We start from the raw sequence: 26,870 nt of genomic DNA on the forward strand, positions 1-26,870 counted from the left end.
CGGCATGACTGCCGGAACCCTCAATAAATTCTGCGCCAAAATAACCGGAAATCATCCGGACAGTGCGCGGGGAACAAACCTGCTTTCTGCCGATAGGGGACGCTGAACAAGCGTTGAGATGGAAAGCAGACGACGCCACGTCCACGGCTTGCGGACACTTGATCTGCCACATATGCCGGGCGTGATAACTTGGGCGAGGTTCTATGTCAGTCATGGAGCAGGACTCGGCGGGGGCGCCGGCGCGTGCTTCGCTGGTGAATGATCCGAAGGTACGCGGGCTGTTTTATCAGGCACTCCTGATCGCAGCTTTGGTCTTCTTCGGATACTTCATAGTGACGAACACGGTAGCCAACCTGGAGCGGCAGAACATTGCCTCCGGTTGGGGTTTCGTTGAAAATACGGCCGGTTTTGGCATCATCCAATCCTTGGTCCCGTATGCCGAAACGTCTACTTATGGCCAGGCGATTTTCGTTGGCTTTCTCAACACACTTATGGTCGCAGTCGTCGGGATCTTTTTTGCGACCTTCATCGGATTTGTCGTTGGCATTGCGCGGCTGTCCAACAACTGGGTCATCAACCAGATCGCGTATTGGTACGTCGAGCTGGTCCGAAATGTTCCACTTCTTCTCCAGATCTTCTTCTGGTACTTCGCCGTTCTGCGCGCGGTGCCGGGCAAGCGGGAAAAGTGGTCATTGTTCGACACCTTTCACCTAAACATTGCCGGGTTGCGGATGCCAAAGCCCATTTGGGAAGACGGCTCTGGTTTTATCGGCATTGCCTTAATCATCGGTATTGTCGCGTCGGTTGTGGTCTCCAGATGGGCACGCAAACGCCAGGACGAAACAGGACAGCAATTCCCGGTCTTCTGGACAGCGCTCGGATTGATCATTGGGTTGCCGGTCATCACCTATTTCGTGACCGGAATGCCGATGTATCTTGAGCATCCGAACTTCGTCGAAACAGGTCCGATCCTGCGCCGCGGCTTTGAGCTGGGTGTCGGTTTCAACCTGATCCCCGAGTTCCTTGCTCTGACAACTGCTCTCGCGATCTATACGGCTGCGTTCATCGCGGAAATCGTCCGGGCAGGCATTCAGGCTGTCAGCCACGGCCAGACCGAAGCATCGCACGCTCTAGGCCTGCGCAACGGTCCGACCCTTCGTCTTGTGGTCATTCCGCAGGCGATGCGGGTCATCATTCCGCCGCTGACCAGCCAATACCTGAACCTGACGAAAAACTCGTCCCTTGCTGTGGCCATTGCCTTCCCGGATCTCGTATCCGTGGGCGGTACTGTTCTCAATCAGACCGGTCAGGCGATTGAGATCATTGCGATCTGGATGGCGGTTTATCTGTCGCTCAGTCTGATCACCTCAGCCTTCATGAACTGGTACAACCAGCGCATGGCGCTCGTGGAACGGTAAGGAGAGCGACATGTCAAAAACTGAAGTGTTTCAAGTTCGAACGGAAGAGGCGCCGCTCCTGCCGGCACCGATCTCCACCACCGGTGTCATCGGCTGGATGCGGCAGAACCTGTTCTCGTCCATCGGCAACACCATTCTGACTGTGATCGGGATACTGCTCGCTTACTCGATGCTCGCGCCGTTTATCCAATTCGCGTTTATCGACGCGGTCTGGACCGGCGACAATCGGGAAGCTTGTCTGCCCCAAGATGGCGGCCATAGCGGTGCTTGCTGGGCGTATGTCGAAGCATACTTCCCACAATTCATCTATGGCCGGTATCCGGTCGAAGAGCGTTACCGGGTGGACATTGTTTATGCGCTGTTTGCCCTGCTCCTAGTGCCACTGGCGATACCGAGCGCACCATTCAAGAAGATCAACGCGATCCTCTTCCTTGTGGTGTTCCCGATCATTGCCTACTTCCTGCTGACCGGTCTGGTCATCGGCGACAACGTTGTTCTGCCGATTGTCGAGACTGCAGTTTGGGGTGGTCTGCTTGTGACCTTGGTCATTGCGGTGACAGGTATCGTGGCGTCTTTGCCCTTGGGTGTGGCGCTCGCGCTTGGACGCCGTTCAAAGATGCCGATCATCAAGCTGGTCTCGATCATCTTCATCGAGTTCTGGCGCGGTGTGCCGCTGATTACCGTGTTGTTCATGTCCTCGGTGATGCTGCCACTCTTCCTGCCGGAAGGGGTGACCTTCGACAAGCTCTTGCGGGTTCTGATCGGGGTGACGCTGTTCTCGGCAGCCTACATGGCAGAAGTGGTCCGCGGCGGTCTTCAGGCGATCCCGAAGGGGCAGTATGAAGGCGCAATGGCGCTTGGTCTTAGGTTCTGGCCGATGATGTATCTCATCATCCTGCCGCAGGCTCTGAAGCTTGTGATCCCGGGGATCGTCAACACCTTCATCGGCCTGTTCAAGGACACCACACTGGTTCTGATCGTCGGCATGTTCGACCTTCTTGGCCAGATTCAGTCGTCCTTCACGGATCCGACGTGGTCGACACCCAGCCAGGGCCATACCGGTTACCTTTTTGCAGCGATCATCTTCTTCGTGTTCTGCTTCGGCATGTCGCGATATTCCATCTATATGGAGAAGAAGCTGCACACCGGACACAAACGATAACGCTCTTCCGGGGCGCGCGGGATGAAATCGCTGCGCCCCGGTCCAAAGACACTCTTGGAGTAAATCAATGACCGAAAACGCTGTACGCGACGATGACTTGGCTGCCGATCGCACCAAGATGAAGGTCTCCGACACGGACGTCGCCATCGAAATCAAGAACATGAACAAGTGGTACGGGGACTTCCACGTGCTGCGCGACATCAACTTGCGCGTGATGTCCGGCGAACGGATCGTCATCTGCGGCCCGTCCGGGTCTGGTAAATCAACGATGATCCGTTGCATCAACCGTCTGGAAGAGCACCAGGCCGGCCAGATCATCGTGGAAGGTACGGAACTGACCGATGATCTGAAAAAAATCGACGAGATACGCCGTGAAGTCGGCATGTGCTTTCAGCACTTCAACCTGTTTCCGCATCTGACCATTCTTGAAAACTGCACCTTGGCACCGATCTGGGTTCGCAAGATGCCGAAGAAGGAAGCTGAAGATATTGCGATGCACTATCTTGAGCGGGTCAAGATCCCCGAGCAGGCACTGAAATACCCAGGACAGCTCTCCGGTGGTCAGCAGCAGCGTGTGGCAATTGCCCGCTCGCTCTGCATGAACCCGAAAATCATGCTGTTTGATGAGCCGACCTCGGCGCTTGATCCGGAGATGATCAAGGAAGTGCTCGACGTGATGGTTGGTCTGGCTGAAGAAGGCATGACCATGCTTTGCGTGACCCACGAAATGGGCTTTGCCCGTAAGGTTGCCAACCGGGTGATCTTCATGGATGCCGGCCAGATCGTTGAGCAGAACGAGCCGGAGGAATTCTTCACCAATCCGCAGCACGAGCGGACGAAATTGTTCCTCAGCCAGATCCTTCATCACTGACGGATACCGGCGAACCAAACACACTCTTGGAAATCCCGGACCTGTGGTCCGGGATTTTTTTATCTTTTGTCGTAAAATGCCAAACCAAGGTTTCTGAAGAACCCAAAAATAGGCCCCAAAACGACAGCGAATCGTCCATCTAAACTTATTTAAATGACTACAAAATAGGCATTATTCAGCCTGTCTTGGTAGATCTGCATATGCGAAAAGTAACGAAAATTGTTGAAACTATTGGTAGTTATTTCTAGGTGGTTTGCAATTTATAATATGTTTAGCATTTCAATATGACCTAACGGCAGTATGTTGCGAGGGCTGCCATGTCTGAAACCGATTTTGATCATCGTCTGAAATTTGCAGAAATTGATTCCAAAACCATCTCGGCACTGAGGAAAACATGGCCGGTTATTCAGCCGGCTCTGGATGACCTGCTTGCCGGTTTTTATGCGCACATAAAGGCTGAGCCTCATATGGCCAACATGGTCGGCGATCAGCAGCCGCGCCTGGTAGGTGCGCAAAAGAGCCACTGGGAAAAACTCTTTTTGAGCGGCTTTGACAAGGACTATCAGGAAAGCATCAACCGGATTGGGCACATTCATTGCCGGATTGGTCTCGAGCCCCGCTGGTATATTGCCGGTTACAAGTTTGTCCTGACACGCCTACACAAACATCTGGTCAAGAAATACCGGACGTCCTTTACCGACCTTGGTGATGTTCTGGAACACGTTACCGCGGCGGTCATGTTCGACATGGATCTGGCCATTTCAACTTATGAAGAACAACTGTTGTTGGAGCGGGCTGAGCAGGCAAACAAGTTGAACAGAGCGATCGAGCAGTTTCGGGAGAAAATAGAAAAGCCACTGAAGGATGCCGATGAGGGCGCCCGGATTGTGACTAGCGAGGCTGCTCAGCTTGAAAGCGTCTCCCGGCATGCACAGGACCAAATCTCAAGCGCGGAAACCGTGTCAAAAGACTCCAGCGACAGTGTGCAAACCGTGGCCGCAGCGACGGAAGAGTTGTCCAGTTCCATCCAGGAGATCTCGAAGCAGATTGTTGGCGCGTCCAGAATTGCCAGCGAGGCGTCGGCCGGAACTGAAAAATCCAGCGATCAGGTTGCGAGCCTTGCAGGGGCCGCGCAGAAGATTGGGGACGTTGTTGGGCTGATTCAGGCAATTGCCGAGCAGACGAATCTTTTGGCGCTCAACGCGACCATTGAGGCAGCACGGGCAGGGGATGCGGGCAAAGGCTTTGCAGTGGTTGCTGCAGAGGTCAAGGAGCTCGCCCAACAGACCGCGAAAGCGACGGAAGAGATCAGTCAACAGGTCTCCGAAATTCAGGAATCGACGGAAGGCGCGGTTGGGTCCATCCAGTCGATTGCAGAGGTGGTCCGGCAGCTGGATGAGATGACCTCGTCGATTGCCGCTGCCGTTGAAGAGCAGGGCGCTGCGACGCAAGAGATTTCACACAGTGTCCAGACGGTTGCGAACGGGGCGCAAACACTTGAGGGCAATATCGAAGGTGTTGGGCATGCAGTCGTGGCAACTGACAGAGCTGCCGGCAATTTCAAGACTGCGGCTGACCGGATGAACACAAGCGTCTATGTCATTTCTGATGAAATCAAAAACTTCTTTGAGACACTGCGGACCGGAACCTGATTGAGTCCGGTAGGGGGCGAAAAGGCTCCCGGGAACCCTTTAGACCTTAGCCATATGCGCCATGCATCATCTGGCAGGATCGGGCAAAAGCCTGTCGACCGCGCTTTTGATGAGGCTTTTTAGCTCATCTGGATCTTCACCTGCTCGAGCGCGCACCGACATGCCATGGAGTAGGACGGAAAACAGCCTTGCCGTTTCATTGGCTTCGTCTTCATGAACGGTGGCATCGCCGGAGCCAAGAATGAGGCGGACGAAGCCGCGGTCCATCCGGCCCATGACCTTGTTCAAAGCATTCAGAAACTCTGTATCCTGGGCTGCTTCTGCTGGCAGAGTGGAGATGGCAAGGCAGCCGAAACGGGATGCAGATACACCCGTTTGACCGGTATAAAGATCGATGGAAGCTGACAGGATCGCCTCGAAGCGGTCCTTTAGAGATCCGTCGAAATCACCAGCCGCCGCAAGATGTGCCTGCATGATGTCGGCAAAGCGGTTTATCACCTTCAGATACATGTCTTTTTTGCTGCCAAAGGCAGCATATAGGCTCGGTCGGTTGAGGTTGGTTGCCTCAGCTATCTGGTCGAGGCTCGTGGCTGAATAGCCCTGCTCCCAAAAGACCTGCATGATCTTGTCGAGAATTGCCGTCTCATCGAAAGATCGAGGACGGCCGCGTTTTCGTTCCTTCGCCATTCTGTAACGCTTCGCATAAAAAACTCGACCTGTCTATTTTTATGCGATACGGTACAAATAAATAGAGGAGCTGATATGACCACCATTTGTCAAACAAAACACAAGGCGCCAATTATGGGATCTCTGGCCTGGGGTGAGAGAAAAGGTGCGTTCAGCGAGGGACGGTTAACGCGGGCCGAGAGGGTCACAGTCATTGGAAACATGGTTCGGATGAGCCTGCTGCAGGCATTGGATCAGGCGTCAGACAAACTGGGTCTGATGAACGCTTATGGGGCCGATCTTGAAGGCTTGTTGCCGCTCCAAACCCGGCTGGTATCCGATAGTGAGGCGCTCGCTTCAGAAAAACTTGGAACAGACGTTCTGGAACACAGCTGGCGCACCTACTATTGGGCGATGTGCCTGGCCGGTTACAAGAAGCTGGACGTTGACCGGGAGATTTTGTTTTCGGCGGCCATGCTCCACGACCTTGGATTGGCCAAGGACCGCCCGGTTCATCCGGGCGCCTGTTGTTTCACCGTACACGGCGCAAAGCGCAGTAAGAATCTTCTCGTCTCCCAAGGCCACGATCCGGCAAAAGCACGGAAGATTGGAGAAGCGATCGGGCTGCACTTGAACGGCTATGTCTCGCGCCGGCTTCACGGTGCAGAGGCGCATCTGCTTTCAAGAGGTGCTATGTGTGACGTCTTCGGTATGGGCCGGGCGCGCATCGCCGGATCAACACGCCGTGAAGTCCAGAAACGCCATCCGAAGGGCGATCTCATGAACGGTCTGGAGATCTGGCCGGGACACCATCTTCAGGGAACGCGCGGTGACTTTCTGATCCGGGTTGGCGGAAAGCGCCCCACCGCTAAAATTCCTAAAGACAAGCTGCTCGCAGCGCCTCGGACCTAGGATCGTTTCGGTTATGCTGGGGCGCGATTTGGCCCCAGCGCATTCAGCCCAAATCCTAGTTCGGACCAGTTACAACGTCCGTGTCGTCGCGCGCGCCCCATTCAGACCAGGAGCCGTCATAAAGGCTTACGTCCCGGGTTCCGAGAACTGTAAGTGCAAGGGTCAGGATCGCTGCGGTGACGCCGGACCCGCAGGTCGTTGTGACCGGCCGGGACAGGTCAACGCCGGCGTTTTTGAAGGCCTGCTCAAGTCCGGCGCGTTGTTTAAACGTGCCGTCTTCGGAAATCAGGTCCGTGAATGGCAGGTTCAGCGCATTCGGCATATGCCCGCTGCGCAAACCCTGACGCGGTTCTGGGGCGTCTCCGGCAAATCTGGCAGCAGACCGGGCATCGAGAATTTGCCCGTTTCCGGATGCGCTCAAGGCTTTGATGGCAGACAGATTGGCAACAGCGCTGTGGTCGAGCCGTGCCGAGAAGTGGCGTTCCGGCCGCCGGACAGGATCATCGTTGACTGGCCGGTTTTCGCCCTGCCATTTCGGCATGCCGCCGTCCAGAACATAGACGTTTTCAACACCAAACGTCCGGAAGGTCCACCAGACACGGGCGGCGGAATAGAAGCCAAAGTCATCATAAACGACGATGGTCTGGCCATCCCCGATCCCGAGCTTGCGCATGGCGGAGGAAAAGACGTGCGGGGCCGGCAGCATATGCGGCAGGTCGCTGTTCTTGTCGCAGATCTCATTGACGTCAAAAAACACAGCACCCGGGATATGGCTGTCCGGATAGACCGGTTTGGCGTCCGGCGTCGTTACCGGCGGCATCCAGGCATTGACGACGACCACATCCGGTGCATCCAGATGATCGGCCAGCCAGTCTGTCGAGACAAGCGGATGATAGGTCATGAGGTGTCCTTGTTTTCGTAAAGGCCGTGGCGCTTGTGCCAGTCTTCGATGGAAAGCTCCGGATATTCCTGGAAATGGGCCTGATCGGGTCCCTCGGCAACGTCGACCCAGTCTGGTTTGCTCTCCAGGAGAATATGAACCGTCTCAGGTGGTTTCGGCAGCGGCGTATCGATGGCAGCTGCCAGCGGATGAACAAGCTCGGGCCAGCGCGGATCCCAAAGCCAGAGATGGCTGCCACACCGTCCGCAGAACGAGCGCTCAGCGGGGCTCAAACCTGTCTCGAACTCCGCCTGATAGATCTTTCTCACTTTATGCGGGTCGTGGATCTGAAGGCTCTCAGCTTCGCCCATCAGATTGATCGCATAACCGCCGGCACCGGTTGTCTTCCGGCAGACCGAGCAATAACAGCGCATGTAAGGGTAGGGCGTCTTGCTCTCCACATCGAAGTGAATGGCGCCGCAATGGCAACTGCCGGATAGTTTCATGGCACATCCTCCCAAACAGTCTTAATCGGCGAGGCGAATCCGAACCCGTCTGTTCTGTTTGCCTTTTTTCTCGCTTTTGCCGAGTTCCAGAGGGCCGATTTCAGATGTTTTGGAAACGTGGGTGCCCCCGCATGGCTGAAGATCGATGTCACCGCCGATCCGGACCAGCCGCACCCGGCCGGCACCGCGCGGCGGCTGAACGGACATCGTTTTCACAAGCCCGGGGTTGGCGTCCAGTTCTTCATCGGTGATCCACTCGAACGCAACATCATGATCGCCGCCTGCAAGTTCATTCAGTTTCTCGGCGACTTTTTCCTTGTCGAGCGCCGTGTCGCCCATATCGAAATCGAGCCGGCCTTCGCCGTCGCCGATTTGACCACCAGTCACTGGAAAGGGCAGCGCGACCGACAATAGATGAAGCGCCGTATGCATTCGCATCAACCGGTAGCGGCGCGCCCAATCAATATGGGCCGTCAGTTTTGTGCCCGGCTCCGGCAGTGTCTGGTCCTCTGCCGGCACGTGGACGATCGTTTTCTTGTCCGCGTCATAGACGGTCGTTGCAATGTCGATGCGGGCATCGTCTTCAAGCTCCAGATACCCGGTATCTCCGGGCTGTCCGCCGCCGGTTGCATAGAACACAGTTCGGTCCAGGACGATGCCGCCACGCTCGTTCACCGCCACAACATCCGCTTCGCAGCTGCGCAAATAGGCATCATCGCGGAAGAGGGGCGTGGTCATTTAAGCAACTCCTTGGAAGAAAACTGATTTTGCCCAAGAGTGCACAGCCGGAGAAATGGGTCAATCCGGTTTTGGAGTGAAAAGTCGCGCGAAACCGTTCAGGCGTTTGCCTTTGCGACCAGCAGCTTCAGCGCGAAGGTTCCCATGATCCCGGCGAACAGCCAGTCGAACGCGCGCATGAACGCTGGCGACGACTTGAGGAAGCGTGAGAACGCGCCCGCGCCTAAGACCATCAGCACACAAATCGGCATCCCGAGCAGAACGAAATAGCCACCGAAAAACAGAAGTTTTGCAGTTGCATGCGGGTCGCTTGCCGACACGAATTGCGGAAGGAAGGTCACGAAAAACAGGACTATTTTCGGATTGAGAATGTTCACCCCAAGCCCCTGCAGCCAGACCCGGCGGAACGGCTGGGTTTTGCTTTCTGCGGCCTCAAGGGTGAGGGAAGTGCCTTTTCTGAGAGCCTGTATAGCAAGCCAAATCAGATACGCCGCGCCGACAAACTTCAGCACTGTAAATGCTGTCGCAGAGGCTGCAAGAAGCGCAGAAATGCCAATAGCTGCGAGGATCGTGTGGATGATCAACCCGGTCGTAGCCCCAAGGACCGCCGCGATCCCGGCTTTGCGTCCCAGGGTGAGCGTTTTGCTCATGAACAGGGTCATGTCCGGCCCTGGTGTGATTGTCAGGACAAGAGCCGCGGCCGTAAAGGCTGCGAGAACCGATAAAGAGGGTAGAAAGTCGGGCATTGGACACCAAAGCGTAGGCGTTAGATGACCGCACAACACCTTATCACTCTGTCGGTGTCAAAGCATATTTGGTGAGAGTGGTCCGCGCGGCCTAGACGCCCACGCGAATTGTCGCTCTCAGAATCTTGCAAGGGTCGCCATAAAGCTTTTCCAGAAATGCGATTGGTGAGGGGCGGGCGACGAACAAAGTGGCCTCCATGATCCCGCTGTCGATCGCAAGGTTCGCATCATGCAGTTTCGCAAGGTTCCTCATGCGTGTGTTTTCAAGAAGGCACAGCATATGGATGGTCTTGATCTGTCTGGTTTGGGCAGCGCCGATCATCCGATTGAACAGGGCTTTACCGATACCCTTTTCTTGCCAGTCCCGCTCGACGACAAGCGCAAGTTCGGCTGCGCGCGGCCAACTGTTTTGCAGTTCGCGCAGTTCCGCCATTCCACGCAACTCGTGATCAGGAAAAGCGCCATACCCTATTGCGCCGGCTGAAAGAATGGATTCGGCATATTGATCGACAAAACCGTCACTGACCCTTCCGGCAAACCTCAGCCGCCGGGTGTCGCTGTCAAGTCTTTGAAAATGTTCGGTGAGCCTGTCGAGGTCAGACTGCCAAAGTCGTCTGATGCCGGGATGAGAAACAGCTAAGTTGTCGTTCATGTAAGGACCCTCTGTGTCTGCCGGTTTTCCGGCGATGAAAGTGTCCTCCCTGGAATCAGAGGTTAGTGCTGCAATGCGGCATAAACAGGGTCATATGGTTTTGGTGCTGCGCGCTTGCCTTTAGAGAATCGGAGACAGCAGCCGGGCGCCTTGAGCGAAAACCTGGAAAATGTAACTGCGCGACTGGAACGCATCCGGCCAGGTGAGGCGGGAATGCGCGAAATCGTCTTCAAGCATCTTCTCCACCTTCGAAATCAGCCGTTCATGGGTAAACCAGAGCGTGAGTTCAAAGTTGATCTGGAAGGACCTGTTGTCGAAATTCACCGTGCCGATGGACACCAGATCATCGTCAAGCAAGGTCACCTTCTGATGGAGGAAGCCATCCGTGTACCGGTAGATCTTAACGCCTCTCTGGACGAGCGTATCCTCATAGGCATGGCTGGCGAGCCAGACTGTCCAGTGGTCGCGTTTTTCCGGTAGGAGAATGCGGACATCGACCCCGCGCATAGCGGCTGCGGCAAGTGCCGTTTGCACATCCAAAGACGGCACCAGATATGGTGTTGTGATCCAAAGTCTGTGTTTTGCTTGCGCCGCGGCTTCAACAAACGCAATCGCGCATTCTTCCAGTTTGTCAGCTGGCCCCGTTGGCATCACCAGCACAGACTCATCGCCCGGCATGGGAATTTCGCTCACCTGCGGCAGATCGATGTGATTGCCGCTCGCCCAGAGCCAGTCTTCCACAAATGACAAGGCGCAGGCGACCGCAGCCGGTCCTTCGATCCTCACATGGGTATCGCGCCAACGGCCAAACCGTTTGCTTCGCCCGACATATTGATCCGCAACGTTGTGGCCGCCGACAAATGCTTCGCGGTAATCGATCACCACCAGTTTTCTGTGGTTTCGATAGTTGAGGCGCATTGGCCCTAAAACACGCAGGAATTTGTGGTTTTCGTTGAATCCGCAAACCTTGATACCCGCGTCCGTTAGGCGTTCGATGTATTTATTAGAGAGCGAGTGGCTCCCGACATCATCATAGAGGAAGTAAATCTCCACTCCGTCCTTGGCCCGCGCGATCAGCGCATCGGCCATTTCCCGGCCAAGGGCATCATCGTGTATTGCAAAGAACTGAAAGAAGATAACGCTTTCGGCTCGGGCGATCCCGTCCTTGATCGCTGTGAAGGTTGCGTCGCCGTCGATCAGGAGTTCGGAAGTGTTGCCTGCAAGAAACGGCACGCCGGCAACACGGGAAAGCACGGGCCAATCCCGCGTTTCGTCGTGGTCTGTGAGACCAAGTTCATCGGCCCGGCGCGCTCGTTCGCTGCGGCCAAGTGTAATTTGAATTTTCGCGTAGTCGGAAAAGGACCGCCAGCCGAACACAAAATACAGCGGGACAGTGACATATGGGATGAAAAACAGAGACAGGAGCCAAGCAACCGAACCTTGTGAGGTGCGCGAGTACATAATCTCGCGAACCGCACAAATAATCGCTGTGATGTAAACAACCGCAAGCGCACCTGCGACCAGACCCAGGTTGTTTGCCACCATATCAACGACGGTTATGTCCGTGGCAGCATCCTGGATCACGCGCCTTGTATCGGCAATGCCGGTTTGAAGTGCAGGATCATGGGTCGACATGATTGGACTGGCTCGGTCTCCTCCTCATTGGAAGTTATGCGAAGGGCGGTTTCAGGTCGACTGTCCGCTCAAGCCAACCGGGCACCGGCAAGTTCTTGGCCCGCAGGAACTCTGGATTATAGAGTTTTGACTGGCTGCGGGTGCCATGGTCACAGAGGATGGTCACGATCGTGTGGCCCGGACCCATTTCCTTTGCCAAGCGCCGTGCGCCAGCAAGATTGATCGCAGACGAGCCGCCGAGCAGCAGTCCTTCGTTTTCGGCAAGATCAAAGACAAGCGGCAGCGCTTCTTCATCAGGGATTGAATATGGATGATCGACCTTGATATCGCCGACAATCACCGTTGAACGGCCAAGTCCAATGCCTTCTGCAATTGAACCGCCGTCGGTGGCCTTTGCTTCGCCATCTTTAAAGAGGTGGTACATGCCCGCGCCCAGCGGGTCGGCGCATCCGATGGTAATGCCCGGCTTTTGCTCGCGCAGATACGTTGAAACGCCGGCAAGCGTTCCGCCGGAGCCGACGGCACAAATAAATCCGTCAATCTTTCCGTCTGTCTGAGCAAGGATTTCCGGACCCGTTGTCAGATAGTGGGCTTTGCGATTGTCCAGATTGTTCCATTGATCGGCAAAGAGGACACCATTCGGTTCGGTCTTGGCCAATTCTTCAGCAAGGCGGCGCGCCACATGTTGGTAATTGTTCGGATCTTTGAAGGGTTTTGCCGGAACTTCGAGAAGCTCTGCGCCGCACATGCGCAGCATATCCTTCTTTTCCTGGGTCTGAGTTTCCGGGATAACGATAACGGTCCGATATCCGCGTGCACTTGCAACCAGCGCAAGGCCGATGCCGGTGTTCCCCGCTGTCCCTTCAACGATGACACCGCCGGGCTTCAGATCGCCGCGCGCTTCGGCTTCCAGGATCATCTGACGGGCCGGGCGGTCCTTGACGGATTGTCCCGGGTTCATGAACTCGGCCTTGCCGAAAATCTCACAACCGGTTTCTTCGGACAGGCCCTTAAGGCGGATAAGCGGCGTATTGCCGATGGCATCGACGACAGATGCGGACACAGACATTCAATTGATCCCGACAGAGTGGACAGCGGAGCGCTGTTCCATAGATTTCATCACGCGTTCAGCGCCGACGCTAATGGCACCGATAGGTCTTATCAAGCAAGCAATGTAAGTCTTTAACTGCGGATTGCTACATATTAAAATCGATATTTTTGGCGCTGTAAGCGTTTTCATTAAAAGTACTGGCTGAGTTGTTCTTCAGATCCCCTAGATCCCGAGGAAAATTCGGCTTATTTAGTTTTGCAAATGATCCAGATGCTGAATCAAGCCGTAGGCGAACTGTACTCTGGAAGCAAAAGGTAAGCATGAGATACGAGATGGAAAAGCACGTGACCGGAATGGATGAGTTGTTGGCTGGATACGCAGCCGGAACACTTACGTATCCGGCTCAAGCTCTGATTGGTGCTCACTTGGAATTGAGCGGCCAGAACCGGGGCTATGTCCATTCTCTTGAGACTCTTGCCAGCACGGGGATCGCTGATAGTGATCCTGTTGAATTTGCGGATCGCGATTCTGCCTTGGCCGCGATTTTTGAGAGTGAAGAGCCAATCCGGGACCTAGCCCCCAGGCGCACGTGCGAGAGTGATAGCCGTGTTCCCGAATCGCTCCGTTCGATTATCGGCCCGTCGATGGACAACGTTGCCTGGAAAACACTTCTTCCTGGCGTGAAAGAATGCAAACTCGGCGAGATTGATGGCTGCGATGCCAGCCTCATCTGGGTCCGCGCAGGGCGCGCAATGCCGTCACATACACACCACGGGACTGAACTCACCCTTGTTCTCCAGGGCGGCTTCAAGGACACCGACGGTCACTATGTGACTGGCGATGTTGCTTTCGCTGATGACGATGTTGATCATCGCCCGATTGCAGATGATGGCGATGATTGCATTTGCTTTGCAGTGACTGCTGGGCGTCTGGAACTGACCGGGCCGGTCGGCCGCTGGTTTGCACCTTTCATGCGCGGATAAGCAAACCATTTCTCCTGTCTTTGCGTACAGATAGCAGAGACTTGAGGAGACACCATTGTCCATAGTGAGTTACGTAGCAGCCCCGTCCGACGGGGCTGTTTGGATTACAGGCGCAAGTTCTGGCATCGGCCGGGAACTGGCGTTGGAGATGGCGCGAACCGGCTGGACGGTAGCCGTCACAGCACGATCTGAAGATGCTTTGACGGAGCTTAAGGACGCCGCATCCGATTTTTCCGGTTCCATTCAGGTTTATGCCGGCGATGTCAGCGATACCGCACTTATGGAGGCGTACTGCGCGTCTATCGCGGCCGAATACGGGCTTGCGTTGGTCGTTGCAAACGCCGGGATCTATCTGCCTCAAGATGGCCTCGACGGCGACGCGGAAGCCTACCGGAAAACGTTCGACGTGAACCTGATGGGCACGGTGAACGTCGTTCTGCCGGCCATCAATGTGATGAAGGCGGCGGGGCAGGGGCAGATCGCCATTGTGTCATCAGTCGCAGGTTATCGCGGTCTTCCAACCTCTGCTGCCTATGGCGCCAGCAAAGCCGCGCTGTTCAATTTCGCGGAAAGCCTGCGGTTTGATCTCGAGCGAGCCGGAATTCGTCTGCAAGTCATCAGCCCCGGATTTGTCGACACACCCGCCACCAAATCAAATCCGTTCCCGATGCCGCACCTGATTTCACCTCAAGAGGCTGTCAGGGGGATCATCGACGGACTTCAGGATCGGAAGCACTTTGAGATCTCGTTTCCAAAGGCGTTTGTTCGTCAGTTGAAAGCGATCGAGTTCTTACCGTTTAATCTCTATTACAAACTGGTCCGCAAAACGACCGGATGGGATCAGAAGGGAAAGGCGTAAACCGCCGGACATCGATCGGTAAGCCCCTTTGCCAACTGCCTGTAAATGCAAATGAGCGGTGCAGCTCCATGCTGCACCGCTCGTTTGGCTTTTTAGTAGGCTCAACAGACCGTGTCAGGTTGCCTTTTCATAGACCAGCTGTCTGACGTCGATGTTGCCTGCGCGGAAACCGGCTTCGCAGTAGTGCAGATAGAACTCCCACAGCCGTTTGAACCGTTCGTCAAAACCCATCGGACGGATTTGCGGCCAGGCGGTGCGGAAACGTTGCCGCCATTCCAAAAGCGTCCGCGCGTAATCCTGCCCGAATATTTTTTGATCTTTCAGATCAAGGCCAAGGGACTTGCCGATTTCTGAAAGTTTTCCGGGAGGCGGAAGCATGCCACCTGGGAAAATATATCGCTGAATAAAGTCAGTGCCTGACCGGTAGTCCTCGAACATCTGGTCCTGGATCGTGATGATCTGGAGACCCGCCTTGCCGCCCGGCTTCAGACAGTCCGACACCTTCTCAAAGTAGGTCGGCCAGTATTTTTCGCCGACAGCCTCGAACATTTCGATCGAGGCAATCCGATCATAAACACCTTTTTCGTCGCGGTAGTCTTGGAAGACGATTTCGACTTTCTCATTAAGGCCGGCCTTGAAGATCCGTTCTCTGGCGTAATCGTACTGCTCGCGAGAGATTGTCAGGCCTCGGACGTTCGCCCCGACTGTTTTGGCGACGTGCTCAGCAAAGCCGCCCCAACCGCAGCCGATTTCCAGAACGGAGTGTCCAGGTTCGATCCCGGTTTGCCGGACCAGCGACGCGTACTTCTCAGCTTGCGCTTGTTCCAGGCTATTGGTTTCATTGCTGAAGATTGCAGAGGAGTAGGTCATCGACGGGTCGAGCCACTCCTGATAGAACGCATTTCCCAGATCGTAGTGAGCCGAGATGTTGCGCTTGGAGCCGCGCTTTGTATTCGCGTTAAGCCAATGACGTAGCGACAACAACAGACGGGTCAGCGGGCGACCACGCAAGGCCTCCAAAGTGGACGCCTGATTGAGCGCGAAAATCTCCAGGAATGTCGTGACATCCGGAGATGACCAATAGCCAGCCATGAAGGCTTCACCGACACCAACATCGCCGCCCTTGACGGCCATAGTGAAAAATTTCCAGTTATGGATTTTCAGAACGCCATCTGGCCCAGGTTCCGTTCCATTGATCCGGAACATGCGCCCGTCCGGGAAAGTGATGTCGAGCGTTCCATAGCGGATCTTGATTGCCAGGTTTGCCGCCATGCGCGCAAGCCGCGGCGTTCCTTTGAGTTGCGTGCGGAGATTGTCCTCGGACAACACAATAGGCCCATTCATGCCGAACCCCTTGAAATGTTGTTTGTTGTTTCTTGCCAAAGTTCCGAAGCTGTGCTCCGGCCCGCGCTGTCGTCCCTACCATCATTCGCAGGCCGCGGATGAAATGGTACACGCTTGCGCCAGATTTTAAAGGCTTGCCAATGAATGGCGGCCATCACCTTGAAGGTCAAAAGCGGAACCCGCGCAAAAGCGCGCATCAAAGACCATGTGGTCAAGGGTTCCTGCGTGCCGGAAAAGGTTGCTGACAACAATGGACCTGTGTCGTCCGTCTCCAGGATCCGGACCCGCACCGCATTGCCCGGCGGCAGCATTCGAAAGTGATAATGCTGCTGCATGCTGATAAACGGCGACACGTAAAACTCTTTACGCTGATCCTGACGAACACCGGCATCGCTGATCTGCCCGTCACGCACCGGCCCGACATAGGTATGTAGACCGCCGAAGGTGTTGCGGACCTCATAGACGAGTGCGGTCAGCCGATCGTTCTTATCATAAGCATAATAGATGCTGAGCGGATTGAACCCATACCCCAAAAGCCGGGGATAGGCGAGCAGCACTACCCGGTGGGCCCGCTCCAAACCCTCTTTCTCCAGCAAGCTGTCGATGTGTTGTCTCAACGAGCTTCCGTCTCGCGGGCCATGATCTTTTTCATGAAACGAGAGAAGGTTGAACCGGTTGACCGACAACATCCAACTCAATCTTGAAGCTTCTTTCAACCGATCGATATCGATCAGAAGATTGAAAACGTCATAAGAGAACCGGTGCTGTTTTGGTTTCATGCGCTGGTGCATGACAGCGCCATTGTAAAGCGCTGCCGCAGCTTCCGGCGCGGGGCCATTATCCGACATCCTGTTTGTGGCAGGTGCGGGTGTCATTCAGCGGCTTCCAGCATCACAGGCTCTTGACGCTCACGCTCCCACGGCAGGACAGCTCCCAGTGCCTTGGCTACGTTAAGACCGGATGCCAATCCGTCCTCGTGGAAGCCATGACCGTTCCATGCCCCGCAATACCAGGTGTTGTTCACACCCTGGATCTTGCTGAGCTGCTGCTTGGCCGCCAGGGCTTTGGCATCAAATTGCGGGTGGTCATAAATATATTTGGCGAAAGTCTTGTCTTCGCTCGGTGGCTGGAATGGATTGAGTGTGACAAAGACCGGCTTGGAGCGGTCAAGGTTCTGCAGCCGGTTCATCCAATAGGACACCGTCACATCACGTGTTTCACCCGCTTCTCGGTCCGACATGTAGTTCCAGGATGCCCAAACCTTTTTCTTCTTGGGCATCAGGCTTTCGTCCCGGTGCAGATACACCTCGTTCGGGCGGTACCGGATCGCGCTCAATATCTCCCGCTCTTCCGCGCTTGGATCGCCGAGCATGGCAAGGCTTTGATCCGTATGGCTGGCCATGATGACGTGATCGAATGTATCGGTATGACCCGTCTCGTCGCGAACAACGACTTTTCCATCTGTTCTGAGGATTTCCGCAACCGGGCTGCCAAGACGCATCTTGTTGGCAAACGGCTCAGTGAGTTTCTTCACGTAGTTGCGGCTGCCACCGGAGACCGTCCGCCACAGCTGACGGTCGAAGGACAGGAGACGGTGATTGTCGAAGAACGCCACGAAGCTCTCGGCCGGGTAGGCGCGCATCTCGTTAATCGGGGTCGACCAGATGGCAGCCCCCATGGCAAGCAGATAATCGTTGATGAAACCGCTGGAGTAGCGCTCCGCCTCCAGATAGCCACCAAGGGTTTGGCCCGCAAGCCGACCTGAGTTCAAGTCCGCGACGGCTTGTTTGTTAAAGCGGAAGATGTCCCGAAGCATTTTCAAGAATCGCGGCGAGACAATGTTCTTGCGCTGCGCGAACACGGCGTTGAGCCCGTCGCCACACCATTCCAGTTTGCCCCGGTCCGCTGACAGCGAGAAACTCATGTCGCTGATCTCGGTTGCAACACCCAAATGGTCGAGTAGGGCTGTGAAGTTCGGGTAGTTGAGTTCGTTATAGACAATGAAACCTGTGTCGACGCTCATCGGGGTGCCGTTGTAGTCGATATCGGCCGTTGCGCTGTGGCCACCCGGACGGTCTCTTTTCTCGTAAAGAACAACATCGTGGTGGCTGTTAAGTGCCCATGCAGCACTGTTTCCGGAAATACCCGAGCCGATGACGGCAATCCGCATGTTAAATCCTTTGGCTTGGCAGGGCCGCCTAAATCCCAGCGTGGGGAAGCCCAGTCGGTTGGTCAGTTGCTATTCAAGACCGTCTACGGGGGAGTTTAAAGTGCGGATCACGCAGGGCAATGAATTTCCTATGAAAATTCAATTCGAGGCAAAGGTGTGTTGAAAATGAAGAGACAACCCGTCGCTGTTCGCGGCGGAGTTTTTCAAAGAGTGTAGGTTCGGGTCACTCTTGCGTGGCCAAGGGGGCGCGGCCCGCTCTGACGAGCGGACCGCATCAACCTGTTCGCGGGGACTATGGCGATCAGGCTTGAAGCGTGTCGACCAGCCAGGTCCATGCGACCTTTACCTGACTTGTGGCTGCGTTGAAGAAAGCAACAACGCGTTCCCAAACTGTCTGGCCGAAGTCGGCGATTTCGAGCATCGTGCCCTTACGAGCGGGCTCGTCCGATGTTTCGATCAATTCAACCGCCGCAGCGTTGCCACCATCGTTGATGACCCGCCGGGTCACAACAAGTGCGCCTTCGGTCACGAGACGGGATTCATCCTTCTCCGCAACCATAGTCTGCGGATCTAGCGCATTGACCACGACCGCGCGTCCATCCGGCAACAGATGGGTTTCGTTGGTGCTGACTTCGGAATCGTAAATCACTTCACCATAGGAATCGATCAGCTCGACCCAAACGACGTCGCGGCCGTTCAAGTTCACTTCTCCGACCCATATGGTCAGTTCGCTCTCAAGCGGATCTTTTTGATCCAGGCTCGCAGAGGCGACTGTTACCTCAAGGCTGTCTTCTGGCAGAGTAATCGTTTCTTGCGGCAAAGGACTGGCTGCCGCGCTTCCCGCAAACGCGAGGATGAGGCCAAGCGCAAACGCTCCTGCTTTGGTATTCCGTTGCATGATCGCCTCCCAAGGCTAATACAACTCAATTTACCGCGCTTTGGGGCTTTGTGATCCTGGTCCGTTTTGGACTTCTTGACCAAATTCCTTTTGTTTTTCGTCTTTTAGCGTGAAAGCGCCCCTATATGCGCAGCCACTATTTTGCCATTATCGCACCACAATCTGGTGAATGGGTGTAATAAACATCACAAAACTGCTTGTTTCTGGCTACTTTCCGTTAATAAGTGTGTCTTAATCGCCTCAGCGCAAGAAAAATCACGCTGACGTGATGTTGTCTTCATTGTAAGTATTGCGGATAAAATCTGCGGTCTGTCGAGTCTGTTGCAGATTGGCAACGAAAAAAGGCCTGTCTTTGAGCAAAAAACCGGCAGGCTTCTTTCTGAGTTAGATGAATATGAGCATTGGTCACTCTTGCCTTTGCGGAAGATTAAGGTGTGTCGTCCTATCCAATTTTTTTGTCTTTCTGGAGTGATTATCAAAAATTACGAGAAAGAATTTAAAGTTGTTTCCAAATATGAATTAACAAATGCGTAATTCATTGGGTTCTCAATTACGTTGTGAGACCAAGTTCCAGATAATTTGCCAAGAAAGGTAAGGGAACATGAAATACGCAAATCTTAAGTCATTCGTAAAACTACTACCAATTCATGCTGTTTTGGTCGGGAGTGTTTCACTTTCATCTGTTGCGTTGGCAGATACTGTAATTGTTGGCGTTGAAGATCTAACCTACTACCCGCATTACACCATGGAAGGCGGGGAGTATGGTGGTTTTGGACGGGCGCTGCTGGATGCATGGGCGTCGGATAACGGACACACGCTGAAATATGAGGCGTATCCGATCAAGCGCTTGATGGAAAACCTGGTCGAAGGAACAGTCGATATCAAATACCCGGACAATGCCTATTGGTCCGCGGATTTGAAGGATGGCAAGCCGGTGGTCTACTCAGACAAGGTGGTCGAATACATCGATGGGGTCTCTGTGACGCCGGGCAATGTCGGTAAAGGAATGGGGTCGGTCAAGAAACTGGGTACCGTGCGCGGCTTTACGCCGTGGTCCTGGATCGATCTGACCTCCTCCGGGGCCGTTGAGTTGTCGGAAGTGAAATCCCTGGATGGTCTGATCAAACAAGCCATAAACAGCCGTATCGATGCTGCTTATGCCAACGTTGCGGTCATTCAGCACCAACTGGGGGAAATGGGGCAGCCGAATGCGCTCTCGTTCGATCCGGACCTCAAGCATACCCGCGACTACTATTATGCCAGCACGACAACAAAGCCGGAGTTGATTGCGGACTTTAATTCTTGGATGTCCGAAAACGCTGACAAGGTCGCGGAATTGAAAGCTCAGTACAAAGTGAACCTGGACTGATCGACGGCAGTCCATAACAGGGCGGGGCTGGCTGTTTCCGTCAGTCCTTGATTTTTGCGTTTTCGAACGCTCAAGACTCAATCGCGGACGTGCCTGATGACCGATTGTCCGTAGATCTGACCGATTGCATGTTTTTTAGGAAAAAGAGTGGCTCCCTGAGTAGGACTCGAACCTACGACCCAGCGATTAACAGTCGCTTGCTCTACCAACTGAGCTATCAGGGATCACCGTGCCGGGGCAGTGCTTGACCGCCCCCGTCGATGGAGATGCGTATAACGCAGCCCTTATCCATTTGCCAAGCCCTGAAATGCGTTTTTTTCATTCCATCGTTATTTTTTCGTCAGGTATGTGGAAAACTATAAATTTTTCAGACGCCTAGTTGTGTCTATCGGTTTTTAACAGGTGCGCTTCACCGGTCGTATTTCCGCATTGCCGCCAAGACGGAACTCAAAACGCTGCGTTTTCCAACCGGCCATGGCAATTTGCGGTCAAACATATGGACAAGAAGACTTGCCGCCTTAAACACTCCGGCTTGTGCGGGCTGGCGGTTCCAGCTAGGAAGGAAACAGACGGTTCTGGTGCTGGAGTGATCCAGCCCGGATGAAACGGGAATTCGGTAAGTCCTCAGAGAGGATTGATCCGGAGCTGCCCCCGCAACTGTGAGCGGCGAGTGCTGGCACATGACCCACTGGAGATCTTTGAGCATCGTTCTCAAGGTGACCGGGAAGGGGTGCTGGTCATAAGGAACCGCGAGCCAGGAGACCGGCCGTCGACAAAGTTTAACCGCAAGGCTGTCGGGCGGACGGCTGGGAGGCACATGTGACGCAGTCTGACCATGGCCGGTCTACCCTCGTTTTCGGCGGGGCCCGGTCCGGAAAAAGCACCTTTGCAGAAAGGCTTGCAGCTCGAAGCAGCCTGGAAAGGGTGTATGTCGCAACAGGTGCCGCTTTCGATGACGAGATGGCGGACCGTATTGCCAGTCACAAGGATCAACGCGGGCCCTCCTGGATTACCATTGAAGAGCAGCTGGATCTCGCAGGTGTGCTGAGCCGCGAAAATGCCGCGCACCGGGTACTCCTCGTTGACTGCCTGACCCTTTGGCTGTCCAACCTGATGTTTTCCGACAAGGACATAGCTGCGGAAACGGCGCGCTTGATTGAAGCCACCAGGGGGCTAGCCGGGCCGTGTGTGTTTGTCTCCAACGAAGTCGGCATGGGGATCGTGCCGGAGAACCGCTTGTCGCGGTCGTTCCGGGACGCGCAAGGCCGTTTGAACCAGGATATCGCATCGGTGTGCCATCAGGTCGTGTTTGTCGCTGCTGGACAGCCGCTTCTTCTCAAACCCTCGCATCAACCGGAGATCGGATTGTGACTTCTTCAACGCTTAAGCCGGGTCAAAAAATCCCGGCAACCATCGTGACCGGTTTTCTTGGCGCGGGAAAAACGACCCTGATCCGCAACCTTTTGCAGAATGCCGGCGGCAAGCGGATTGCGCTCATCGTCAACGAATTTGGCGATATGGGATTTGACGGATCGCTGGTGAACGGCTGTGCGGACCCGAGCTGTTCGGCAGAAGAAGTTGTGGAGCTGACCAACGGCTGTATTTGCTGCACGGTTGCCGATGACTTTCTGCCGACCATGGAAATGCTGCTCGCGCGCGAGAACCTGCCGGAGCATATCGTCATCGAAACATCCGGTCTCGCCTTGCCGCAGCCGCTGGTCCGGGCCTTTTCGTGGCCATCGGTGAAACCAAAAGTCACTGTGGATGGCGTCGTTACGGTCCTGGATGCAGCCGCGCTTGCCGAAGGGCGGATCGCTCTGGATGAGGAGGCGCTGGAAGCCCAGCGCGCTGCGGATGAAGCGCTGGATCATGAGAGCCCGGTTGAGGAACTTTTCCATGATCAGCTTCGCTGCGCGGATCTTGTGGTGCTGAATAAGGCCGATTTGGTCGCGGGCGATATTCTTGCGGGCGTTCAGGAAAAGATCGCAGCTGAGGTCCGCCCGGCAGTGCATATCGTTGCTTCCGAGAAAGGCACTTTGCCGATCGAGGTTCTGCTCGGGCGCGGCTCAGCTGCCGAGGATGACATGGCCTCCCGCCATGAGCATCACCATCACCACCATGATGATGACCACCACCATGATCACGATGATCATCATCACGACCACCATCATGACCATCATCACCACGATGACTTTGAAAGCCATGTGATCGAGGCGCCGATCTTTGCTTCGCTGAAGGAAGCTGAGGCGCAGGTGCTTCAGGCCATGGCATTGAAAGGTGTTCTTCGGATCAAAGGGGCCGTTCAGGTGGATGGCAAGGCCTCGCCGGCCATGGTGCAGGCGGTGGGCCCGAGGGTAGAGACCTGGTTTGCATCAGGTGCGGAGAGCGCCGGCAAGCTGGTGGTGATCGGGCTCAAAGGCTTCGATTTGGGCGCGGTGCGCGGCGCGTTATCGGGTCTTGCGGAAGCTGCTGAGTGATTTCAGGCGACCTCAAATGCCGGAACTGCCGGGCGTTGTCCGGCAGTTCATTGAAAGCCTTTTCTCTTTGAAAAGCAGCGGCGGGTCATATGGTCCTGCCACGGGATGACATAAGAACGAGAAACCATCCAGATGCACATTCTCGCAAGCCAGACGCGTCGGATCGATGACGGGGGGGATGCTGTCGACCTCGGCCAGCAGCCTGCCGATATCCTCTTTTTGTCCGCGGCCGATACCGAGCTTGGAAGTCTGGCATCGGCACAGTCTGGCTTAGGGGCGGATACGCCAAGCCTGCGTCTTGCGAACCTGATGGCATTATCGCATCCGTATTCGGTTGATCTTTATGCGGAGCAGACGGTTCGCGGATCCCGGATTGTGATCTTGCGTGTCCTCGGCGGTGTCGAATACTGGCGCTACGGGTTGGAGCGGTTTGTTGAAGAGGCGCGCGCCAGCGGCATCGATCTTGTCGTCATACCTGGGGACGACAAATGGGATGACGCTCTCACAAGCCATTCGACGCGCGGCACGGATGAGGTGCGTCAGATGTGGCGCTACTTCGTTGAAGGCGGTCCTGAGAACTACGCCAACGCATTGCGGTTTGCCGGTCATCTGATCGAGCTTACTGAAGAGCCTGCGCATGCGGTTCCTCTACCAAGGGCAGGTATTTATCTGCCCGGTCATACCGCGCCGGGTCTGGAAACGTTGAGATCAACCTGGGCAGACCCGAAGGCTCCCGTCGCTGCGATCACCTTTTACCGGGCTCTGGTGCAAGGATCCCAGACCGCGCCTGTTGATGCTTTGGTATCCGCACTTGCAGAGGCCGGTGTCAATGCGCTGCCGGTCTTCGTCTCCAGCCTCAAGGAAGCGGAATCCATCGCTGTTCTGGACGCATTGTTTGAAGAGGCAAAACCGGATGTCGTTTTGAACGGGACTGCTTTTGCGGTTTCAAAAGCCGGGATCGACCACCAGCCGACGCCGCTCGACAAATGCGGCAAACCTGTCCTTCAGGTGGTGTTCTCGTCTTCGTCCAAAGAGGGCTGGGAGGAGAGTGACCAAGGTCTGTCGATCCGCGATCTTGCAATGCACGTGGTGTTGCCGGAAATCGACGGGCGGTTGTTGACCCGGGCCGTGTCTTTCAAGGAGGAAGGTGTATTTGACGCGGTGACGCAATCGACGCCCGTGAAATTCACCCCCGTGCCGAATCGCATGCGGTTCGTGGCTGACCTGGCAGCCAACTGGGCCCGTCTTGGCCGGGTTGCGGCAAAAGACAAGAAGACCGCGTTGATCCTGGCGAACTACCCAAACAAAGATGGCCGTCTTGCCAATGGAGTCGGCCTTGATACGCCAGCCTCTTGCGTGTCCGTGCTCAAAACCATGAAGAAGGCCGGATATGATGTCGGCAACGCCCCGGAAACGTCGGCGGACCTGATGGGCGTTCTGACATCCGGTGTTACGAACGCCCTTACGCAGAGGCAGGAGAAGGCGAGCTATGAGCGGCTGTCACTTACTGCTTACACCGCCGAATTTGCCAAACTGCCGGAGGCGGTCCGCACAGCCGTTGAGGATCGATGGGGCAAGCCGCAAGTCGATCCGCATGTGATTGACGGCACGTTCCGTTTGGCGCTGCACCGGTTCGGCAATCAGATCGTGGGCATTCAGCCTGCGCGTGGCTACAACATTGATCCCAAGGAGACGTACCACGATCCGGATCTGGTGCCGCCGCACCATTATTTCGCGTTCTATATCTGGTTGCGCCGGGAGTTTGGCGCCGATGCGGTGATCCATCTCGGCAAGCACGGAAATCTCGAATGGCTGCCCGGCAAGGCGCTGGCCCTGTCTGAAGGCTGTTTCCCGGAAGCCGTACTTGGCCCGATGCCGAACATCTACCCGTTTATCGTCAATGATCCGGGTGAGGGGGCACAGGCCAAGCGGCGGACATCCGCTGTCATTGTTGATCACTTGACCCCGCCGCTCACTCGGGCGGAAAGCCACGGCGTTGCCGAGGAGCTGGAGACGCTACTTGATGAGTACTACCTCGCAAGCGGTGTCGATCCTCGGCGTCTTAAGGCGTTGACCCGGGACATCCTGGATGCGGCTAGCCGGCACGGCCTCGACAAGGACATTGGCATCACCGACGAGATGGATGAAGACACCCGTCTTGCCCGGCTTGATGCGCATTTGTGTGATCTGAAAGAACTTCAGATTCGCGACGGCCTACATATCCTGGGCGAGAGCCCGGAAGGCGGCCTCTTAACCGATCTTCTGTCTGCGCTGGTGCGGGTCCCGCGTGGCGGTGAGGCACGGCAAAACAGCTTGCAGCGAGCGCTTTCAGAGGACTTGGACTTTTCCGCATTTGACCCGCTCAATTGTGATTTTGCGGCACCTTGGACCGGACCAAAGCCGGACGTTCTGGCAAGTGTCTCTGATGCGCCATGGCGCTCAAATGGCGATACGGTTGAACGGCTTGAATTACTCGCGCAGCAAATTATCGCAGGCGATATAGTCTCGCCTTCAGGGTGGCCTGCGGTGCAGGCGGTGCTCGCCGAAATCGAAGAACGGATCCGTCCTTCAGTTACCGGTTCCGGAAAGTCCGAACTGGACGCTGTCCTAACCGCGCTGAATGGCGGTTTCGTGAAACCGGGGCCTTCCGGTGCACCATCTCGTGGCCGGCCGGATGTCTTGCCGACGGGTAAGAACTTCTATTCCGTCGACGTGCGGGCCGTTCCGACAGAAACCGCCTGGCGTCTCGGCCAGCAATCGGCCTCGCTGGTGGCCGAGCGGTATTTTCAGGAAGAAGGCGAGTGGCCGGCATCGTTGGTTTTGACCTGCTGGGGCACGGCCAACATGCGCACGGGCGGCGATGATATCGCGCAAGCGCTGGCGCTGATTGGCGCCAAACCGGTCTGGGAAACTGCCTCTGGCCGTGTAACAGGCTTTGAAATCCTGAAACTGTCGGAACTCGGACGCCCGCGGATCGACGTGACCTTGCGCGTGTCCGGCTTTTTCCGCGATGCTTTCCCGCATCAGATGGACCTTTTTGACAGCGCCGTGCGGGCCGTCGGACAACTGGAAGAACCAGAAGATGCCAATCCCATTGCCGCGCGCATGAAACAGGAAGCCGCCGAGTTGGCTGCTGCTGGCCTGTCGCCAGATGAAGCCCAGCGCCGGGCCGGGTTCCGGGTGTTTGGTTCAAAGCCCGGAGCCTATGGAGCCGGCCTACAAGCGCTGATCGATGAAGGTATCTGGGATGAGCGCGGTGATTTTGCCGAAGCGTTCCTGACCTGGGGCGGCTATGCCTATGGCGGCGGTGCGTCGGGTGATCAGGCCCGCGGTGAGCTGGAGGGCCGGTTGGCGTCCGTGGATGCGGTTCTGCACAATCAAGACAACCGCGAGCACGACCTTCTCGACAGCGATGATTATTATCAGTTCGAAGGCGGTCTTGCGGCAACGGTGGAGCACCTGAAAGGCGACGCGCCAAAGATCTATCACAACGACCATTCGCGCCCCGAACGCCCTGTTGTGCGTTCCTTGTCAGAGGAAATCGGCCGTGTCGTGCGCGGCCGGGCCGCCAATCCGAAATGGATCAAGGGCGTGATGCGTCACGGCTACAAGGGCGCGTTCGAGATGGTGGCAACGCTCGACTATCTGTTTGCGTTTGCCGCAACGACCCGGGCTGTTGGCGATCATCATTTTGATCAGCTCTATGAAGCCTATCTGGACGATGAAGTCGTGCGCGATTTTCTTCAAGACGCGAATCCGGCAGGCTACCAGGAAATGCTGGCACGGTTTCAGGAGGCGCTGGATCGCGGCCTCTGGACACCGCGCCGGAATTCGACCCATGCTGCACTGAATGATTTGAACAAAATACAATAATCGGGAGA

The 26,870-nt window shown here is 55.6% G+C and carries 23 protein-coding genes, 1 tRNA gene and 1 riboswitch; of the genes, 11 read left to right on the forward strand and 13 right to left on the reverse strand.

Going from position 1 to position 26,870, the window contains the following annotated elements; translation table 11 throughout:
- Positions 1-212 precede the first annotated feature (212 nt).
- The 4 genes from ACVDG4_RS02550 (at position 213) to ACVDG4_RS02565 (ending at position 5,103) form a co-directional block, all read left to right on the forward strand.
- Entirely contained in the window at positions 213-1,418 is a 1,206-nt protein-coding gene (locus tag ACVDG4_RS02550; protein ID WP_447235074.1) for an amino acid ABC transporter permease, read from the forward strand.
- A gap of 10 nt (positions 1,419-1,428) precedes the next feature.
- On the forward strand, positions 1,429-2,580 hold the full coding sequence (locus tag ACVDG4_RS02555) for an amino acid ABC transporter permease (RefSeq protein ID WP_133947150.1): 1,152 nt from the start codon (positions 1,429-1,431) through the stop codon (positions 2,578-2,580).
- 67 nt (positions 2,581-2,647) lie between these two features.
- The gene (locus ACVDG4_RS02560) at positions 2,648-3,451 is read left to right on the forward strand and encodes an amino acid ABC transporter ATP-binding protein (RefSeq protein WP_133947151.1); all 804 of its coding nucleotides are present in this window, start codon (positions 2,648-2,650) and stop codon (positions 3,449-3,451) included.
- Positions 3,452-3,768: 317 nt separating this feature from the next.
- Positions 3,769-5,103 (forward strand): protoglobin domain-containing protein, encoded by a 1,335-nt coding sequence (locus tag ACVDG4_RS02565; protein WP_447233914.1) that lies wholly within the window; start codon positions 3,769-3,771, stop codon positions 5,101-5,103.
- A gap of 66 nt (positions 5,104-5,169) precedes the next feature.
- Here the strand turns inward: ACVDG4_RS02565 and ACVDG4_RS02570 are convergent, their stop codons facing one another.
- The gene (locus ACVDG4_RS02570) at positions 5,170-5,790 is read right to left on the reverse strand and encodes a TetR/AcrR family transcriptional regulator (protein ID WP_447233915.1); all 621 of its coding nucleotides are present in this window, start codon (positions 5,788-5,790) and stop codon (positions 5,170-5,172) included.
- Between the two features lie 75 nt (positions 5,791-5,865).
- Here ACVDG4_RS02570 and ACVDG4_RS02575 point away from each other — a divergent pair, with 75 nt between their 5' ends.
- The gene (locus ACVDG4_RS02575; RefSeq protein WP_447233916.1) at positions 5,866-6,681 is read left to right on the forward strand and encodes an HD domain-containing protein; all 816 of its coding nucleotides are present in this window, start codon (positions 5,866-5,868) and stop codon (positions 6,679-6,681) included.
- Positions 6,682-6,736: 55 nt separating this feature from the next.
- On the opposite strand, the gene sseA is transcribed toward ACVDG4_RS02575, so the two are convergent.
- The 7 genes from sseA to ACVDG4_RS02610 all read right to left on the reverse strand — a co-directional run bounded on the left by sseA (position 6,737) and on the right by ACVDG4_RS02610 (position 12,907).
- On the reverse strand, positions 6,737-7,582 hold the full coding sequence (gene sseA / locus ACVDG4_RS02580) for a 3-mercaptopyruvate sulfurtransferase (protein ID WP_447233917.1): 846 nt from the start codon (positions 7,580-7,582) through the stop codon (positions 6,737-6,739).
- Positions 7,579-8,067, reverse strand: a complete 489-nt coding sequence (locus tag ACVDG4_RS02585) for a GFA family protein (RefSeq protein WP_209178028.1) — start codon at positions 8,065-8,067, stop codon at positions 7,579-7,581. Before ACVDG4_RS02585 ends, sseA begins: the two co-directional genes overlap by 4 nt.
- Before the next feature lie 21 nt (positions 8,068-8,088).
- Positions 8,089-8,805: an alanyl-tRNA editing protein gene (locus ACVDG4_RS02590; RefSeq protein WP_447233918.1), complete on the reverse strand. Its 717-nt coding sequence runs from the start codon at positions 8,803-8,805 to the stop codon at positions 8,089-8,091.
- A gap of 98 nt (positions 8,806-8,903) precedes the next feature.
- Positions 8,904-9,551, reverse strand: a complete 648-nt coding sequence (locus ACVDG4_RS02595) for a LysE family translocator (RefSeq protein WP_447233919.1) — start codon at positions 9,549-9,551, stop codon at positions 8,904-8,906.
- A 91-nt stretch (positions 9,552-9,642) separates the two neighbouring features.
- A complete protein-coding gene (locus ACVDG4_RS02600; RefSeq protein ID WP_447233920.1) occupies positions 9,643-10,203 on the reverse strand; it encodes a GNAT family N-acetyltransferase in 561 nt (186 codons plus the stop codon).
- Between the two features lie 120 nt (positions 10,204-10,323).
- The gene (gene cls / locus ACVDG4_RS02605; RefSeq protein WP_447233921.1) at positions 10,324-11,838 is read right to left on the reverse strand and encodes a cardiolipin synthase; all 1,515 of its coding nucleotides are present in this window, start codon (positions 11,836-11,838) and stop codon (positions 10,324-10,326) included.
- A 34-nt stretch (positions 11,839-11,872) separates the two neighbouring features.
- The gene (locus tag ACVDG4_RS02610; protein WP_447233922.1) at positions 11,873-12,907 is read right to left on the reverse strand and encodes a cysteine synthase A; all 1,035 of its coding nucleotides are present in this window, start codon (positions 12,905-12,907) and stop codon (positions 11,873-11,875) included.
- A 314-nt stretch (positions 12,908-13,221) separates the two neighbouring features.
- Between ACVDG4_RS02610 and ACVDG4_RS02615 the strand changes: the two genes are divergently transcribed.
- A complete protein-coding gene (locus tag ACVDG4_RS02615; protein WP_306148653.1) occupies positions 13,222-13,872 on the forward strand; it encodes a ChrR family anti-sigma-E factor in 651 nt (216 codons plus the stop codon).
- A 61-nt stretch (positions 13,873-13,933) separates the two neighbouring features.
- Complete coding sequence (locus tag ACVDG4_RS02620; protein WP_447235075.1) at positions 13,934-14,731, forward strand: SDR family NAD(P)-dependent oxidoreductase; 798 nt, start codon at positions 13,934-13,936, stop codon at positions 14,729-14,731.
- A gap of 114 nt (positions 14,732-14,845) precedes the next feature.
- On the opposite strand, the gene ACVDG4_RS02625 is transcribed toward ACVDG4_RS02620, so the two are convergent.
- From ACVDG4_RS02625 to ACVDG4_RS02640, 4 genes are all read right to left on the reverse strand, one after another.
- A complete protein-coding gene (locus tag ACVDG4_RS02625; RefSeq protein WP_428525284.1) occupies positions 14,846-16,075 on the reverse strand; it encodes a class I SAM-dependent methyltransferase in 1,230 nt (409 codons plus the stop codon).
- Entirely contained in the window at positions 16,072-16,950 is an 879-nt protein-coding gene (locus ACVDG4_RS02630; RefSeq protein WP_447233923.1) for a DUF1365 domain-containing protein, read from the reverse strand. The genes ACVDG4_RS02625 and ACVDG4_RS02630 overlap by 4 nt, the downstream gene beginning before the upstream one ends.
- Complete coding sequence (locus ACVDG4_RS02635) at positions 16,947-18,245, reverse strand: NAD(P)/FAD-dependent oxidoreductase (protein WP_447233924.1); 1,299 nt, start codon at positions 18,243-18,245, stop codon at positions 16,947-16,949. Before ACVDG4_RS02635 ends, ACVDG4_RS02630 begins: the two co-directional genes overlap by 4 nt.
- A 301-nt stretch (positions 18,246-18,546) precedes the next feature.
- Positions 18,547-19,143, reverse strand: coding sequence for a hypothetical protein (locus ACVDG4_RS02640; protein WP_447233925.1), 597 nt, complete (start codon positions 19,141-19,143; stop codon positions 18,547-18,549).
- A 601-nt stretch (positions 19,144-19,744) separates the two neighbouring features.
- On the opposite strand from ACVDG4_RS02640, the gene ACVDG4_RS02645 reads away from it, so the two are divergent.
- A complete protein-coding gene (locus ACVDG4_RS02645) occupies positions 19,745-20,512 on the forward strand; it encodes a transporter substrate-binding domain-containing protein (protein ID WP_447233926.1) in 768 nt (255 codons plus the stop codon).
- A gap of 148 nt (positions 20,513-20,660) precedes the next feature.
- On the opposite strand, the gene ACVDG4_RS02650 is transcribed toward ACVDG4_RS02645, so the two are convergent.
- Positions 20,661-20,736: transfer RNA gene (locus ACVDG4_RS02650), tRNA-Asn, on the reverse strand.
- Positions 20,737-21,065: 329 nt separating this feature from the next.
- Positions 21,066-21,297, forward strand: a riboswitch (cobalamin riboswitch).
- A gap of 34 nt (positions 21,298-21,331) precedes the next feature.
- On the opposite strand from ACVDG4_RS02650, the gene cobU reads away from it, so the two are divergent.
- From cobU to cobN, 3 genes are all read left to right on the forward strand, one after another.
- Positions 21,332-21,883 (forward strand): bifunctional adenosylcobinamide kinase/adenosylcobinamide-phosphate guanylyltransferase, encoded by a 552-nt coding sequence (cobU, locus tag ACVDG4_RS02655; RefSeq protein ID WP_306148658.1) that lies wholly within the window; start codon positions 21,332-21,334, stop codon positions 21,881-21,883.
- A complete protein-coding gene (cobW, locus tag ACVDG4_RS02660; RefSeq protein ID WP_447233927.1) occupies positions 21,880-22,989 on the forward strand; it encodes a cobalamin biosynthesis protein CobW in 1,110 nt (369 codons plus the stop codon). Before cobU ends, cobW begins: the two co-directional genes overlap by 4 nt.
- Positions 22,990-23,121: 132 nt before the next feature.
- The gene (gene cobN / locus ACVDG4_RS02665; RefSeq protein WP_447233928.1) at positions 23,122-26,862 is read left to right on the forward strand and encodes a cobaltochelatase subunit CobN; all 3,741 of its coding nucleotides are present in this window, start codon (positions 23,122-23,124) and stop codon (positions 26,860-26,862) included.
- Positions 26,863-26,870: the final 8 nt, after the last annotated feature.

The sequence above is a fragment of the Roseibium sp. MB-4 genome (assembly GCF_053005265.1).